The organism is Aquisalimonas sp. APHAB1-3 (assembly GCF_048323695.1).
Taxonomy (GTDB): domain Bacteria; phylum Pseudomonadota; class Gammaproteobacteria; order Nitrococcales; family Aquisalimonadaceae; genus Aquisalimonas.
Map to the genome: position 1 here is coordinate 158,945 of NZ_JBLWFT010000002.1, position 13,966 is coordinate 172,910.

Genomic DNA, 13,966 nt, shown 5'->3' on the forward strand with positions numbered 1-13,966 from the left:
ATGGCGCACACGGAGTCCGCCCGCGCCGTATTCGTGGATAAAGGCAAAGTGTAAGGGATACGCCAGACGGGATCGAGTACTGATCGACAGTCTGGCATCTCCGGCGCCTATCCAAAAAAAACCCCGTGAAGAACACGGGGCAAGCGTGGAGGGCAACCACTTGAAAACATCTGACTCATCGGCCAGCGGCCGATTCCGGCATTACTGACGGTCCTCGATCATGCCGACGACCTCCTCGCGCATCTCCGGGTCGCGCTCCAGCGCCGCTGCGACCGCGGAGTACTCTTGCACTTCAAGACCACTCTCCTGGATCGCTTCGACCATTTCGTCATTGGCCTCCTGCTGGAGCTGCTGCGCGTCTTCGGTCTGCTCGGCGCCCTGAAGCCGTTCCGAGTACTCACGATGAATCTCGCCGACTTCCACATAGGCGTCCGCGAACCGTTCAAGGGTCTCGTCGTCGAAATCCTGCTGCTCGGCCATGCCGTCAGGCTCCTGCTCGTAGGTCTCTGCCTGAGCGTCGTCGCCGTCCATTGCAAGGGCGGACATGGCCGGCATGAGCAACAGGCCGGACATCAGCGGGATCATAAACCGAATGCTGTTACGCTTTTTCATCACTTTGAACCTCGAACGATTGAACTGACTTGTGGCCCAACTGATGCAGGCGTCGTGCCAGGAGGGTGGTTCACCCAGGGAGGCGGCGCTGCATCGCCTGTCAGGCCGCGTCATGAGCGCCGGGCTGGCCGGGGACCCGGCGGATTCCTGCAGGCCATCTTGCGACCCCTCATCGTGACACATAGTGTATACATATGACACATGCGACAAAGTTGAGCCGCGCCATCACGCGCCTTCACAGCCTCTGGAATCATGGCTACAGCCTGCGCTGGGCATTGATCCTGCGCGTCCTTCTGCCGCTGCTGATCGCCATGAGCCTGGTCACTGTCGTCGGTCTGCGCACTATGGAGCAGGCCATCGAAACGCGGATGAAGGAAGACGTGGAGCTGGTGGCCCGGGCCATTCGCCTGCCCATCAGCGACAGCCTGGAGAAGGGAGAGGACGCCAGCGTCCGTCAGGCGCTCGAATCGGTATTCCGTATCGGGCGGGTGTACGGCGCGTACGTGTACGACGAGCAGGGTGACCTGGTTGCGGCAGTGGGCGCAGTCAACCCGACGCCGGAGAGCCGTGAGCTGGCTGAGCGCGCGGCGGACGGTGAACGCAGCGGCGATTACGAGCAGATCCAGGGCCAGGAGGTCTACTCTTACTTCGAGCCACTGACGGACAGCAGTGGCCGGATCAGTGGGCTGCTGCAGGTGACCCGACGCGGCAGCGACTTTCGTGACGACATTGGCCGCATGCGGCTGCAGGCGTTCGCCTTCATGGGGGCTGCGGGGCTGGCGATCAGCCTGCTGTTGCTGGTTGGTCACCGCGGCGCCATAGGCAGGCATCTTGCAAGTCTTGCCGGCAGCATGTCGCGGATCGAGGCGGGCGAGCGGGAGCATCGGGCGTCGGCGGAAGGTCCCAAGGAAGTCCGCTCCCTGAGTACGGCATTCAACACCATGCTTAACAGCATGGAAGAGGCGGAACAGGAGATCGCCCGGCGGCGCTCCGAGCAGACGCGGCTGGAAGACGAGCTCCGTCACGCCGAGAAGCTGGCGGCGATAGGCCGTCTGGCCGCCGGCGTGGCCCACGAGCTGGGGACGCCGTTGAGCGTTATCGATGGCAAGGCACAACGGGCGCTGCGCCACGCCGACGCCGATTCACGCCAGGAGCGCTCGCTGGAGCAGATCCGTGCCGAGGTGACGCGCATGGAGCACATCGTGCGGCAGCTGCTGGAATTCGCCCGTACGTCCAGTCGGCAGTTCCGCTGGAGCCGGCTCGGTGACCTGGTGGGCGCCTCGCTTGCCTCCCTGGAGGACCGCCTGCGCGAGCACGGGGCAGCGGTCGTGGTGCGGGGCGAAACCCCGGGGCCGGAACTGTATGTGGATCCCGTGCGTATTGAACAGGTGCTGGTGAACCTCATGCGCAATGCCCTGCAGGCCGGTGCCAGACAGATCACCGTCGACTGGGACAACGCCGATCCGGTGACGCTCACCATCGACGACAATGGCCCGGGCATTCCCGAGGAGATACGGCCACGCCTGTTCGAGCCCTTTTTCACGACCAAGGCTGTGGGTGACGGGACCGGGCTGGGGCTGGCCGTCGTCCACGGCATCATCACGGAACATGGCGGCACCATCGCGGTGGGCGTCAGCCCCGACGAGGGCGCCCGGTTCACCCTGACGCTCTCCCGCGAGGCGCGGCCAGAGAGCGAACAGATCAAAGGAAGCGACCATGAGTAACAAGGCGGCGAAACAGGCGGAGCAGATCCTGCTGGTGGAAGACGACCCGGGTCTGCGCGAACTTCTGCGGGACGAACTGGAAGATGCCGGCATGGAGGTGGACGCCGTGGACTCGGCGGAGCGGGCGCTCAAGCAGCTCCAGCACGCCAGCCCCGACGTGGTCATCAGTGACCTGCGGTTGCCGGGCATGGACGGCATGGCGCTGCTGCAGGAGGTGCGTAATCTGCACGCCCGCCCGGCGTTTCTGATCATCACCGCGTTCGGCACCATTTCCCAGGCTGTCGAAGCACTCAAGCATGGCGCCGACGAGTTCCTGACCAAACCGCTGGACCTGGAGCATTTCATGCTCTCGGTGAACCGCCTGCTGGAGACTCGGCGACTGCGCGGCGAAGTACAGCGGTTCCGGGAGCTGATCGAGCAGGACAGCTTTCATGGCATGATCGGGCGTGGCCGTGTCATGCAGGTCATGTTCGACCAGATTCGCCAGCTCGCCCGCGCCGCTGGCCCGGTGCTTGTGGCCGGTGAGAGCGGGACCGGCAAAGAGCTCGTCGCCCGCGCCATCCACGCCGAAAGCAGCCGCGCGGGTGCGGCCTTCCAGGCGGTGAACTGCGCCGGTGTGCCGGCGGAGTTGCTGGAGAGCGAGTTCTTCGGCCACGAGGCCGGTGCGTTCACCGGCGCATCCCGGGCCCACAAGGGCCTGTTCGATCAGGCCGATGGCGGCACCCTGTTCCTGGACGAGATGGGCGAGATGCCCATGGCACTGCAGGCCAAGCTGCTGCGGGTGCTGCAGGACGGCGTGATCCGCCCGGTGGGCGCCAACAAGGAGCACACCGTGGACGTGCGCATCGTCGCTGCCACCAATCGCAACCTGGAAGAGCTGATCGAGTCGGGAGACTTTCGCGAGGACCTGTTCTACCGGCTGGAGACGTTTACCCTGCGCGTGCCACCTCTGCGCGAGCGGGAGGACGACATGGAACTGCTCGCCGCCCGCTTCCTGGAGCGTTTCGCGGTTCAGCTGGAGAAGGACGTCCAGGGCTTTACGCCGGCGGCCATGAACTGCCTGAAGCAGTACGGCTTCCCCGGTAACGTGCGTGAGCTGGAGAACGCCATCGAGCGGGCGGTGACGTTCTGTCACGGCAACCAGGTGGACGTGGAGCACCTGCCCAGCCGCATGCAGGATCAGCAGCGGCCGCAGGTGGACAAGGCTGGTCTGGACACCGCCATGGAGCAGTTTCTCGACGGCCCCATCCTGCCCACGCTGGACGAACTCGAGCGTCGCTACATCACCTACGTGCTGGAGCAGGTGGGGGGCAACAAGCGGCGCGCCGCGGCCCTGCTGAACGTGAGCCGGCGCACCCTGTACCGGCGGCTGGACGAAGAGAGCGACCAGCGCATCAACGGCTGAGCACGCCTGTTGGTCAGTCCCGCGTCCACACCAGGGTGCGGTTGTTTGCGGGCATGGCGACGTCCTCGGTCAGCCGGAGCCTGTGGCGCCCGGCAAGCGGCAGCAGGTCGTCCATGTCGCGGATGCCGCTCTGCGGATCCTGCTGCTGCAGCGTGACGTGGAAGCGGGCGTTGCTGGGCGCCGTGTGTTCGCCGCCATAGGCAAACGGACCGTACAACAGGAACCGGCCGCCCGGCCGCAACACCCGACCAACCCCCGCAAACAGCGCTTCCACCCCCGGCCACCCCATGATGTGGGCCGTATTGGCGGAGAAGACCGCGTCGAAGGCCCCGGTGATGCCGTCCGGCCAGGCGAGCACGTCCAGCGACTCCGGCGTTGCGACATTGGCCACTCCGGCCTGCCGTATACGGGCGGTCGCCCCTTCCAGGGTGCCGGGCCGGTCCGTGGGCAGCCAGCGCAGCCCCGGCAGGGCCTGCGCGAAGAAGACCACATGCTGTGCCGTCCCCGTCCCGATCTCAAGCACATGGCCGGATGCCGGCATCCAGGTGCGCAGGACTTCCAGAATGGGCCCCTTGTTGTTCTCGCACGCTTGGGACCAGGGCAGGGTGTCTGTCTTCATCATTGCGGTTCCGGCTCCTGGTGAATCCAGTCGACGATGTGGTCTTCCAGCTCGGTGTCGGCGACATCCTGCTCCCGTGCCATGCGTCCGCGCACGGAGACCCCGGCGTGGTGCACCGTGTTCCGGTCACCCGAGACCAGGTGGTGCCACCAGGCGAGGCCGCGGCCCTCGGCCACCCGCCGGTAGGCACAGCTCGCCGGTAGCCACGGTGCCGTTCGCGCCAGCTCCGGGGTCATTTGCAGGCAATCGGGTACGAACGCCCGGCGCCTAGGGTAATCGGAGCACAGGCAGGAGTGGCAGTCCAGCAGGCGGCAGGCGATGTCGGTGGAGAAGATCTCGCCGGTGTCCTCGTCCTCGAGCTTGTGGGCGCAGCAGCGCCCGCAGCCGTCGCAAAGCGACTCCCACTCGTCGGCGGTCATCTCCTCCAGATGCTTGCGTTCCCAGAACGGCCGCGTTTGCTGACTCATCATCGACCTATGCGTTCATCACCATAATGGCGCCATTCAGTGCCACCGCATAAGTGACCCACACCAGGTACGGCAGCAGCAGGGCGCCAGCCACGGGGCGGATGCGCCAGAACGCAATCACGGTGGCCACCAGCGCCGTCCACAACAGCAGGATGTCGATGAACGCCGGCAGAATCGCATGCTGGCCAAAGAACAGCCACGACCAAAGGCCGTTCAGTCCGAGCTGCACCACGAACAGCACGAGCGCGGCACTGCTGCCACTGGCGCTGTGGCGGGCCTCCCAGATCATCCAGGCGGCGATGCCCATGACCGTGTAGAGCACCGTCCACACCGGGGCGAACAGCCAATCCGGCGGCGTCCAGGCCGGCTTCTCCAGTTGCGCATACCAGGTGCCCGGGTCCGTCACGGTGGCGGCCAGGGTGGCAACCAGGAAACACAGGGACAGCCATGCGAGCAGGGCGATCAGAGACATGCGGTTCATGGGCGGGCGTTGGCCTCCCTCGTTGGTGTCGCTGTAGGCGCGGTGTCGTCGGGGCGTTATAATCCCGCGTCACCAGCGGTTCCCTCAATACCGTGCCATTTGTTAACCCTTGGGCCGAACCATGAGCAAGCTTCCGGAAGCGGTGGCTCAGCGCCGCACGTTCGCTATCATTTCTCACCCGGACGCCGGCAAGACGACGGTGACGGAGAAGCTGCTGCTGTTCGGTGGCGCCATCCAGGTAGCCGGCACCGTCAAGGGCCGCAAGGCGGATGCCCACGCCACCTCCGACTGGATGCAGATGGAGCAGGAACGGGGCATCTCCGTGACCTCGTCGGTGATGCAGTTCCCCTACCGCGACGCCACCATCAACCTGCTCGACACCCCGGGTCACGCCGACTTCTCCGAAGACACCTACCGCGTGCTCACCGCGGTGGACTCCGCCCTCATGGTGATCGACGCCGCCAAGGGTGTCGAAGAGCGGACCATCAAGCTGATGGACGTATGCCGTCTGCGCGATACCCCCATCATGACCTTCGTCAACAAACTTGACCGCGAAGGCCGCGATCCCATGGAGCTGCTCGACGAGGTCGAGGACGTGTTGAAGATCCGCTGCGCGCCGGTGACCTGGCCTATTGGCATGGGCAAGGCGTTTCGGGGAGTCTATCACCTCTACAATGAATCGATTCACCTCTTCAGTCCCACCCACGGCGGGCGAATCCAGGAGGGGGAGGTGATCCAGGGGCTGGACAATCCGCGCCTGGATGAGCTTTTCGGCGACGAGGCCGATGCGCTCCGGGAGGAAATCGAGCTCATTCGCGGGGCCAGCAACGCCTTTGACAAGGCCGCGTTCCTGCGCGGCGAGCTGACGCCGGTGTTCTTCGGTTCGGCGATCAACAACTTCGGCATCCGCGAGTTCCTGGACGACTTCATCAGCTATGCGCCGGAGCCGCAGCCGCGGGACGCCCGGGAGCGCGAGGTGACCCCGGACGAGGACAAACTCACCGGTTTCGTATTCAAGATCCAGGCGAACATGGACCCGAATCACCGTGATCGCGTGGCCTTCATGCGAGTGTGTTCCGGGCGGTTCCAGGCCGGCATGAAGCTGCGCCACGTGCGTATCGGCAAGGACATCAAGGTGCCATCCGCCATCACGTTCATGGCGGGTGACCGGGAACAGGCTCAGGACGCCCTGCCGGGCGACATCATCGGCCTGCACAATCACGGCACCATCCAGATCGGCGACACGTTCACCCAGGGCGAGACGCTCAAGTTCACGGGCATCCCGAACTTCGCCCCGGAGCTCTTCCGGCGTGTGGTACTCAAGGACCCCATGCGCATGAAGGCGCTGCAGAAGGGCGTCGAGCAGCTCTGTGAAGAGGGCGCCTCGCAGCTGTTCCGGCCACTGAACACCAACGAACTGATCGTTGGCGCCGTGGGGGTGCTGCAGTTCGACGTGGTGGCCCACCGACTCAAGGCCGAGTACGGCGTGGATGCCGTGTTCGAGCCGGTGAACGTCAACACCGCCCGCTGGGTACGGTGTGACGATCCCGGCATGCTGGCGGAGTTTCGCCGCAAGGCCGCCGATAATCTTGCCGAGGACGTGGCCGGAAACCTGACCTATCTGGCGCCGACGCGCGTGAATCTGGAACTCACCCAGGAGCGCTGGCCGGATGTCGCCTTCGACGCCACCCGCGAGCACTGAGGCCCGCCCCCGCGGGGGCGGGCTACGCCGAAATCAGCTGCTCGAAGATTCGGAACCCGGCGATGTAGGTGCCCGCTGCCGAACCGAACGTTGCCAGCAGGAAGACCAGCAGCGTCCGCGAGACGCGGTTCCGCCACCAGCCCTTGAGCGCCGAGACGTCATGGCGCAGGGTGGCGAAATCACCCACTGTCGGTTTGCGCAGGGTCATCTCGATGCCGGCGGCGACAAAGCCGGCGCCGATGGTGGGGTTCAGTGACGTCAGTGGAGCCGCGAAGAAGGTGCCGAGAATGGTCAGCGGATGCGCCCAGGCGATTGCGGTCGCCGCCGCGGAGAGGACCCCGTTGATCAGAAACCACTCGCCCACCAGCTGTGCGCCGAGCTGCGGATTGCGGCTGAAGCCGATGGCGAACCCGGAGAGAATCAGCACCACCACGACCCAGGGTATCGCCTTGGGCCAGCGGGTCTTGCGCGGCACGGTGTCAAGGATCTCCCGCTCCCGGGTCGGGTCTGCCGGTGGCGGTGACTCCAGGTGGTTGGCCAGCCCCTTCAGGTGGCCGGCGCCGATGACCACCAGCACGTTGCGGTATTGCCCCTCGTGGTTCTCCTCCCGCAGTCGCAGCGCCATGTAGCTGTCGCGCTCCGCGATCAAGGGGCGGTAGAGGCGCTCCGAGCGTTCGGCGAACTCCGCGAACGTCGATTCCAGTACGTCGCCTTCCTTGAGACGCTCGATCTCCTCGGCGCTGATATTCTGACGGGAAACCAGGCTGGCCATGAGGCCCGAGAGGAGGCCGAAGCGCTGCCACCACGGCACGCTGTGATAGACGCGGCGCAACGTCGTGCCGATGTCCCGGTCCACCAGCATGATCGGGATTCCGGCCGCTTTTGCCTCCTCGATGGCGGCGCGCATCTCCGCCCCGGGCTGGATGCCGGACTGCTCGGCGATGCGCTGCTGGTAGGCTCCCAGGGCAAGACTGGCCGCAACCATGCCGGCCTTGCCTTCGCGGATGACCTGGAACAGGTCCATCTGCGCCATGCTGTTCGGATTGGCCAGGCTCTGGTAGCGGGTCTGGCACAGTTCGATGGCCACCGCGTCGAAGTCGCCCGAGCGGATCAGTTCGGCGACCTCGTCGGCGCTGGCCTGGGAGACGTGGGCCGTCCCCAGAAGCGTGTACTGGCTGTCTCCTGTGGTGACCTCCCGGCGCGGGCCGCCGGATTCGGTTGCTGCGGTCATGATGGCCCCTTGTGTCGTGGAGCGCTGATTATCCACGAAGGGTGCACCGGGACCAAGGGAGTCGCCGTTGTGCGACAGGGGCTACACGGGAGTGTACGCTGCCGTGGAACCGGTATCAGGAGATGAGCATGCTCGAACGCTTCCGCCGCTGGCGCCGGGGGCGCATCCTGCAGAGCGCGGGCATTGAGCTGGCGCTGTGGACAGACCTCATGGACGCGCTGCCGGTATTCTCCGGGCTTGATCGTGCCGAGCGCGAGCGCCTGCGGGAGCACGCATCGCTGTTTCTCCACCAGAAGGATGTGATGCCGCTGAACGGGCTGGAGCTGGATCAGCCCATGCGTGCCGGGCTGGCCGCCCTGGCCTGCCTGCCGGTGCTCAACCTCGGCCTGCAGGTGTACCGCGGTTGGCGCACCGTGCTGGTCTACCCCGCCGGCTTCATCGCGCGCCACAGTTACACCGATGAACACGGCCTTGCGCACGAGGAGGCGAGCCCGCTTGCTGGGGAAGCCTGGGAGGGGGGGCCCGTGGTGCTCTCGTGGGATGACGTAGAGCGATCCCTGGAGTTGGACGGCTACAATGTCGTGATTCATGAATTCTGCCACAAGCTGGACATGAGCAACGGCGACGCCAACGGCATGCCGCCCCTGCCGGCGGGCATGTCCCCGCGGGACTGGGCGGCGGCTTTTACCGAAGCCTACGAGGCACTGTGCGCGGCCGTGGAAGCCGGGCAGGAGACGGTTCTGGATCCCTACGCGGCAGAAGCCCCGGGCGAATTCTTTGCCGTGGCGTGTGAGTCGTTCTTCGAGCGTCCGGTGGCGTTGCGGGAGGCGATGCCCGCCGTTTACCGCCAGCTCAGCCGCTATTTCCGGCAGGATCCCTGTGCCCGGTTGCCGGGCGATGGCGGCTGAAGCGCCGGCGCGGGCGGGGATGCGCGGTCAGTTGTCGTTGCCGTTGTTGGCGTCGTCACCGGCGTCATCGTCCGTGCTTTCTTCGGCGGCGTCCGCCTCGGAGCAGGCGGGGTCGCGGGTGTGTTTGGGCCCCGAGTCCACCAGTACGTGCTCCGCCATGAAACTGCGGCCGATGAGCATCTCGTAGCTCAGTCCGTCTCGGTCGGCGAGGTTTACCTCCACCTCTCGCTGGATGTCTCCCAGGCAGACGTTCATCTTGACCACGTAGCGCTCACTGGTGCCGGATGCGCTGCGAATGCGCGCCATGCGCTCCACCGGCCGCTCGATGGTATGTTCTACATCATCGGCGCTGGTGATCGTGAAACGGACCCAGTCCTCTCCGTCCTTTTCGAACGCCTCCGGGTCTGGGGCGTTGATGGACGAATTGTCCGCACCGGTGTCGAGCTTGGCTTCGACGGTGACATCACCCTCCAGCAGTTTGACGCGCTCGATCCAGCCGAAAATAGTCTTGGCATGGACCGATGAGACGGCCAAAGTAAGCAGGGACAACGCGACCAATGCGGAGCGAAGCGAAGGGATTTGCGGCATGAAAGGCACTCCAGCTGACCGACCTGAACGTCGCGTGTGGAAGTCTTGCAAGACCAGGCGTTCAGGTCAACTTGTCGCCGCCCTGGTGGTGGTTGCGCTTCAGGGCTGTCTCTCCACCCAGAGCGATCGTGAACCGGCGGCGGTGGAGGTCCTGGGACAGGGTAATCGATGTGGTGATCTCGAAACCGGTGCGCGCTGGATCGAGCCCGGCGCGCTGGAGGGCCTCGACCTCGAGCACAAGGCTGATCGGGCATTGCTGCTGATCAGTCAGGGTGAGCGGCCCACGGGGGGGTACGGTGTCAATCTCGACGAGACCACCGTTGATGGGGATACGGTCATTGTCTACCTGCGTCTGCAGGCGCCGGGCGATGATGAACTGGTTACCCAGGCGCTTACGCGTCCGTGCTTGGTGCTGGGTATACCGCGTGACGCCGCAGTTGTTGAGCTGCGCCAGCGCGAGGGCGGCGTGCTTGCTTCGCTGGAGGTTCCGGAGCGTGACGAGTGAACAGGCGGGCGGCTGTTGTCGGGCCGGCCGGAATCGCCCAGGGCGGTTTGCCCCGACATCACATAAGGAGGTGCCTTTGCATTCCATGACCCTGAAACCGTCCTTAACCCTCGTGCTGCTGTTGTTGCCGGTGTCTCACCTCGGTGCCGAGATCGTGCAGGCCGAGCCGGCGGCGCCCCGCCAGCAGGTGCTGGACATCCAGGAGCTTGGCGGTGATGAGGCCGTGAGCACCCACGCGGATGATGTGTCGGCGCTGACCCTGACCCTGTACCAGCGCGGTATCGCGCAAATTGCCGAGCGGCGGGAGTTCGGAATGCAGCGCGGGCGGGTTGTGCTCGACTGGCACGACGTCCCGGCGACCATGCAGCCCCAGACACTGCAGGTGATCGGTGAGGGTGGCGTCGATGTGCACGAGGTGCGTTTGCATGACCGCGTGCTCTCCCGGGATGCCGTGCTGGAGGCCGCGGTCGGGGAGACAGTGCGGCTGATCCATGACGACGGCGAGACCCGGGGCGGACGGCTGCTGACCGCCAGCGGTGGGACGCCGGTGGTGGAGCTTGACGACGGGGTTGAGCTGCTCGACGAGGGCAACCCCTGGCGGATCGTCCTGGACGCCCTGCCCTCCGGCCTGGCCGAGGCGCCGGTCCTGCAACTCGATCTGTCGTCGGACATGCCGGGGCGTCAGTGGCTGGATCTCGGTTATCTGGCCGACGGCCTGACCTGGCGCCTGGACTACGTGCTGACCATCGCGCCCGAGGCCGACACCATGGCCCTCCACGCCTGGGCGACGCTGCGTAATGACACCGATGTGGATTTTCGGGGCGCAGACGTCCACCTGGTGGCGGGCGCGTCCGACGTGCAGCGGCCGCGGCTCGAGACCCTGGCAACGCGGGCCGCCGGTGACGCCATCGGTGACGATGCGGAAGCGGTTGCCGACCAGCAGCGCTTCCGGCTGGAGGGCCCGGTGACACTGAAGGCCGACGATCGCCGCCAGCTCCGGTTTCTGCAGGTGGACAGCGTTCCGGTGGAGCGCGAGTACCGTGTGCGCAGTAGTGTGCCGCTCGGTGCTCAGGGGCGGACGCAGCGTCGGCCGGTGGCCATTCACATGGCGTTCGAAAACCGGGAGCCGGCTCTGGGACGGCCGCTGCCCGCTGGCACGGTTCGCGTCTATCAGCGCGACGATGATGGCAACGCCGTGTACGCTGGTGATGAGTCACTGGGCCCGACGCCGGAGGGGGAGCGCGCGGAGCTGCGGCCCGGCACCGCCTTCGATCTCACCGCCGAGCGACGCCAGACCGACTACCGCCGCCTGGATGGGAGCACGGAGGAGCAGGCCTGGCGGGTCACGCTGCGCAATGCCAGCGATAGCGAGCGGCGCATCATTGTCGAGGAGACCCTGCCTGGCGAGTGGACCATGCTGCATGAGTCGGCGGGGCATTATCGGCCGGATGCGGGGCAGGCGCGGTGGGAGCTGGACGTGCCCGCGGAAGAAGAGGCGGTGCTGGAGTACCGGGTCGAGATTCGGCGCTGACGCTCGCCGGGTTTCAGCCGCTGGCGGCGAGCACCACCATGGAGGTCTGGTCGTCCCACTGGGCAATGAGGTCGGCCGTTTCCGGCCCCCTCAACGGCACGCTGAAGAGAAAGCCCTGCATGTGGTGACACTGCATGTTGCGCAGCGAGCGGAGCTGATCCCCGGTTTCCACTCCCTCCGCAACGACCTGCAGGCCAAGCCCCTGCGCCATGGCGATGATGGTGTTCACCAGTGTGGTCTCGTCGGCGGGCTGGTGCAGGCCCTGGATGAAAGACTGATCGATCTTCAGCGTGTGGATGGGCAGCCGCTGCAGATAGCTCAGCGATGAGTAGCCGGTGCCGAAGTCGTCGATGGCGACGGTAATGCCGCGCCCGCTCAGGTCCCGCAGCTTCTCGATGACCGCGTCCAGGTTGCGCATCAGCACGTGTTCGGTGATTTCCAGCTCCAGTCGCTCCGGGGGGAAGCGGGTCTCCAGGAGCACGTCCAGAATACCGTCCACGAAGTCCGTCTGTTCCACGTGCATGCTGGAGAGGTTGACCGCCAGGCGCAGGTCGCTGTCCGGCCCCTGCCAGGACATGACTTCGAGGCAGGCCTCCCGCAGCATCCACAGGCTGATGGGGACGATGAGGCCCGTTTGCTCTGCGACGGGAATGAAATCCATGGGCGGGATGAGCCCGCGCTCCGGGTGCTGCCATCGCAGCAGCGCCTCGACGCCCGCGATCCGCCCCGACCGGACGTCCACCTGGGGCTGGTAGAGCACCTGCAGTTCGCTATTGCCCAGGGCCCGTCGCAGCCCCGTTTCCATGGTCAGGTAGTGATCGGCCTTGTTGCCCATATTGGGGTCGTAGAAGGCGTAGCGGGCGGCCTCCTGGGTCTTGGCGTGATACATGGCCGCATCCGCGTGTTTGATCAGGCCTTCCATGCTCTCGCCGTGCTCCGGGTAGACGGCGATGCCGATGCTGACGCCGAGATAGATTTCCTGATCGTCCAGCTCGAAGGGGGCCTCGAGCGCGGCGAAGCACTTCTCCGCCACGGTGGCGGCCGAGCTGCTCCGTTCCAGAGTCGGCAGCAGTACCGTGAACTCGTCGCCGCCCATGCGTGCCAGGGTATCCCCCTCGCGGAGACAGCCGCGCAGGCGCCGGGCAACCCGCTCCAGCAGGCGGTCGCCGAACGAGTGGCCAAGGCTGTCGTTGACCATCTTGAAGCGGTCGAGATCCAGGAACAGCACGGCCAGCGCGTCCCCCGAGCGTCGGGCCTGGGACAGGCTCTGGCGCAGCCGGTCCTGAAATAGCGCGCGGTTGGGCAACCCCGTGAGCATGTCGTGGTAGGCCTGGTGCCGGATGATGGCCTCGGCGTGCTTGCGCTCGGTAACGTCGCGGGCGACGCCGTAGGTGCCGAGAAACTGCCCGGCGGGGCCGTTGTCGCCATCCCCGTACATGCCCATGGCGGTGAGGTCCACGTGTACCGCATCGCCGCCGTTGGCGCGTTGCAGGCGGAGCTCGAGGCCGCGCGTGGCCCGTTCGCCCGTACGCCGCTCGTTGAATGCGCAGCGTGCCAGGGCGCGATCCTCCGTAACCACCAGCTGACTGAAATGGCGGCCCAGGAGCATTTCCGGCTGATAGCCGAGTAGCCGCTGAGCGGTGTCGTTGATGAAGGTGAAATGGCCCTGATCGTCGAGAACGTAGATCAGATCCGGGGAGCTGTCGACGATGAAGGCGTAGAGCTGTTCCGAGCGGCGCAGGCGGTTGCTGATGGCGCGGTTCTGCTGGCTCAGTCGGCGCCGCTCGAGGGTATTCTGGACCGTCAGAAGCAGCTCGTCCGGGCTGCAGGGTTTGCGCAGAAAGTCGGATACGCCGTTGCGCAGCGCCTGCACCGGTGCCGAGCCGGACGTGTCGGCGGTGAGTACCACCACGTCCATGTCGTCCTGCTGCTCGCGCTGCTCCCGAATCAGTGCGAACCCGTCCCCCTCGGGGAAGACCGGGTCCAGCAGAACCACGCCGTAGCGGCCCTCCTGCAGGCGTTCGCGTGCTTCCGTGAGGGTCGCCGCCGTGTCCAGGGGCAGGGAGCGGGATGCCGCAAGGGCCTCGAGACTGGCAAGCATGCGTGGATGGGAATCCACGGCCAGAATCCGTTCCGTCGTTCGTTGCATCGCCATCGAATGACTCCTGGCGGCCGACCCGCGGCGCGCGGCTC

General features: G+C 66.0%; 13 protein-coding genes. 6 read left to right on the top strand and 7 right to left on the bottom strand.

Going from position 1 to position 13,966, the window contains the following annotated elements; all coding sequences use genetic code 11:
* Nucleotides 1-201: 201 nt before the first annotated feature.
* Entirely contained in the window at nucleotides 202-612 is a 411-nt protein-coding gene (locus tag ACNSTU_RS05960; protein ID WP_290630274.1) for a DUF4168 domain-containing protein, read from the bottom strand.
* 194 nt (nucleotides 613-806) lie between these two features.
* Between ACNSTU_RS05960 and ACNSTU_RS05965 the strand changes: the two genes are divergently transcribed.
* Both ACNSTU_RS05965 and ACNSTU_RS05970 read left to right on the top strand, forming a co-directional pair.
* A complete protein-coding gene (locus tag ACNSTU_RS05965; protein ID WP_290630276.1) occupies nucleotides 807-2,336 on the top strand; it encodes an ATP-binding protein in 1,530 nt (509 codons plus the stop codon).
* Nucleotides 2,329-3,741 carry a sigma-54-dependent transcriptional regulator gene (locus ACNSTU_RS05970; RefSeq protein ID WP_290630278.1) on the top strand — a complete coding sequence of 471 codons (1,413 nt, stop codon included), beginning with the start codon at nucleotides 2,329-2,331 and terminating at the stop codon, nucleotides 3,739-3,741. The genes ACNSTU_RS05965 and ACNSTU_RS05970 overlap by 8 nt, the downstream gene beginning before the upstream one ends.
* A 13-nt stretch (nucleotides 3,742-3,754) precedes the next feature.
* Here ACNSTU_RS05970 and ACNSTU_RS05975 read toward each other — a convergent pair whose 3' ends face one another.
* Genes ACNSTU_RS05975 through ACNSTU_RS05985 form a run of 3 tightly spaced genes read right to left on the bottom strand, consistent with a single transcriptional unit; the run spans nucleotide 3,755 to nucleotide 5,308 of the window.
* Nucleotides 3,755-4,363, bottom strand: coding sequence for a DUF938 domain-containing protein (locus tag ACNSTU_RS05975; RefSeq protein ID WP_418212171.1), 609 nt, complete (start codon nucleotides 4,361-4,363; stop codon nucleotides 3,755-3,757).
* Entirely contained in the window at nucleotides 4,360-4,827 is a 468-nt protein-coding gene (locus ACNSTU_RS05980) for a YcgN family cysteine cluster protein (protein ID WP_290630319.1), read from the bottom strand. Before ACNSTU_RS05980 ends, ACNSTU_RS05975 begins: the two co-directional genes overlap by 4 nt.
* 7 nt (nucleotides 4,828-4,834) lie before the next feature.
* Nucleotides 4,835-5,308 carry a TspO/MBR family protein gene (locus tag ACNSTU_RS05985; protein WP_290630280.1) on the bottom strand — a complete coding sequence of 158 codons (474 nt, stop codon included), beginning with the start codon at nucleotides 5,306-5,308 and terminating at the stop codon, nucleotides 4,835-4,837.
* 121 nt (nucleotides 5,309-5,429) lie between these two features.
* Here ACNSTU_RS05985 and ACNSTU_RS05990 point away from each other — a divergent pair, with 121 nt between their 5' ends.
* Nucleotides 5,430-7,010 carry a peptide chain release factor 3 gene (locus tag ACNSTU_RS05990; protein WP_290630282.1) on the top strand — a complete coding sequence of 527 codons (1,581 nt, stop codon included), beginning with the start codon at nucleotides 5,430-5,432 and terminating at the stop codon, nucleotides 7,008-7,010.
* A 22-nt stretch (nucleotides 7,011-7,032) separates the two neighbouring features.
* On the opposite strand, the gene ACNSTU_RS05995 is transcribed toward ACNSTU_RS05990, so the two are convergent.
* On the bottom strand, nucleotides 7,033-8,241 hold the full coding sequence (locus tag ACNSTU_RS05995; RefSeq protein WP_290630284.1) for a TraB/GumN family protein: 1,209 nt from the start codon (nucleotides 8,239-8,241) through the stop codon (nucleotides 7,033-7,035).
* Nucleotides 8,242-8,369: 128 nt separating this feature from the next.
* On the opposite strand from ACNSTU_RS05995, the gene ACNSTU_RS06000 reads away from it, so the two are divergent.
* Nucleotides 8,370-9,149, top strand: coding sequence for a zinc-dependent peptidase (locus ACNSTU_RS06000; RefSeq protein WP_290630286.1), 780 nt, complete (start codon nucleotides 8,370-8,372; stop codon nucleotides 9,147-9,149).
* 27 nt (nucleotides 9,150-9,176) lie between these two features.
* Here ACNSTU_RS06000 and ACNSTU_RS06005 read toward each other — a convergent pair whose 3' ends face one another.
* Entirely contained in the window at nucleotides 9,177-9,737 is a 561-nt protein-coding gene (locus ACNSTU_RS06005) for an ATP-dependent zinc protease (RefSeq protein ID WP_290630288.1), read from the bottom strand.
* Between the two features lie 85 nt (nucleotides 9,738-9,822).
* Between ACNSTU_RS06005 and ACNSTU_RS06010 the strand changes: the two genes are divergently transcribed.
* Nucleotides 9,823-10,242: a protease complex subunit PrcB family protein gene (locus tag ACNSTU_RS06010; RefSeq protein ID WP_290630290.1), complete on the top strand. Its 420-nt coding sequence runs from the start codon at nucleotides 9,823-9,825 to the stop codon at nucleotides 10,240-10,242.
* 85 nt (nucleotides 10,243-10,327) lie between these two features.
* Nucleotides 10,328-11,773, top strand: coding sequence for a DUF4139 domain-containing protein (locus tag ACNSTU_RS06015; RefSeq protein ID WP_290636769.1), 1,446 nt, complete (start codon nucleotides 10,328-10,330; stop codon nucleotides 11,771-11,773).
* A 13-nt stretch (nucleotides 11,774-11,786) separates the two neighbouring features.
* Here ACNSTU_RS06015 and ACNSTU_RS06020 read toward each other — a convergent pair whose 3' ends face one another.
* Nucleotides 11,787-13,928: a putative bifunctional diguanylate cyclase/phosphodiesterase gene (locus tag ACNSTU_RS06020; protein ID WP_290630294.1), complete on the bottom strand. Its 2,142-nt coding sequence runs from the start codon at nucleotides 13,926-13,928 to the stop codon at nucleotides 11,787-11,789.
* Nucleotides 13,929-13,966: the final 38 nt, after the last annotated feature.

Bases quoted from the DNA above. Each gene is read 5' to 3' on its own strand.
- ACNSTU_RS05970 (WP_290630278.1), top strand. From the start codon at position 2,329: ATGAGTAACAAGGCGGCGAAACAGGCGGAGCAGATCCTGCTGGTGGAA.
- ACNSTU_RS06020 (WP_290630294.1), bottom strand. From the start codon at position 13,928: ATGGCGATGCAACGAACGACGGAACGGATTCTGGCCGTGGATTCCCAT.
- ACNSTU_RS05975 (WP_418212171.1), bottom strand. From the start codon at position 4,363: ATGATGAAGACAGACACCCTGCCCTGGTCCCAAGCGTGCGAGAACAAC.
- ACNSTU_RS06000 (WP_290630286.1), top strand. From the start codon at position 8,370: ATGCTCGAACGCTTCCGCCGCTGGCGCCGGGGGCGCATCCTGCAGAGC.
- ACNSTU_RS05985 (WP_290630280.1), bottom strand. From the start codon at position 5,308: ATGAACCGCATGTCTCTGATCGCCCTGCTCGCATGGCTGTCCCTGTGT.
- ACNSTU_RS05995 (WP_290630284.1), bottom strand. From the start codon at position 8,241: ATGACCGCAGCAACCGAATCCGGCGGCCCGCGCCGGGAGGTCACCACA.
- ACNSTU_RS05965 (WP_290630276.1), top strand. From the start codon at position 807: ATGACACATGCGACAAAGTTGAGCCGCGCCATCACGCGCCTTCACAGC.
- ACNSTU_RS05980 (WP_290630319.1), bottom strand. From the start codon at position 4,827: ATGAGTCAGCAAACGCGGCCGTTCTGGGAACGCAAGCATCTGGAGGAG.
- ACNSTU_RS05990 (WP_290630282.1), top strand. From the start codon at position 5,430: ATGAGCAAGCTTCCGGAAGCGGTGGCTCAGCGCCGCACGTTCGCTATC.
- ACNSTU_RS06015 (WP_290636769.1), top strand. From the start codon at position 10,328: ATGACCCTGAAACCGTCCTTAACCCTCGTGCTGCTGTTGTTGCCGGTG.
- ACNSTU_RS06005 (WP_290630288.1), bottom strand. From the start codon at position 9,737: ATGCCGCAAATCCCTTCGCTTCGCTCCGCATTGGTCGCGTTGTCCCTG.
- ACNSTU_RS05960 (WP_290630274.1), bottom strand. From the start codon at position 612: ATGAAAAAGCGTAACAGCATTCGGTTTATGATCCCGCTGATGTCCGGC.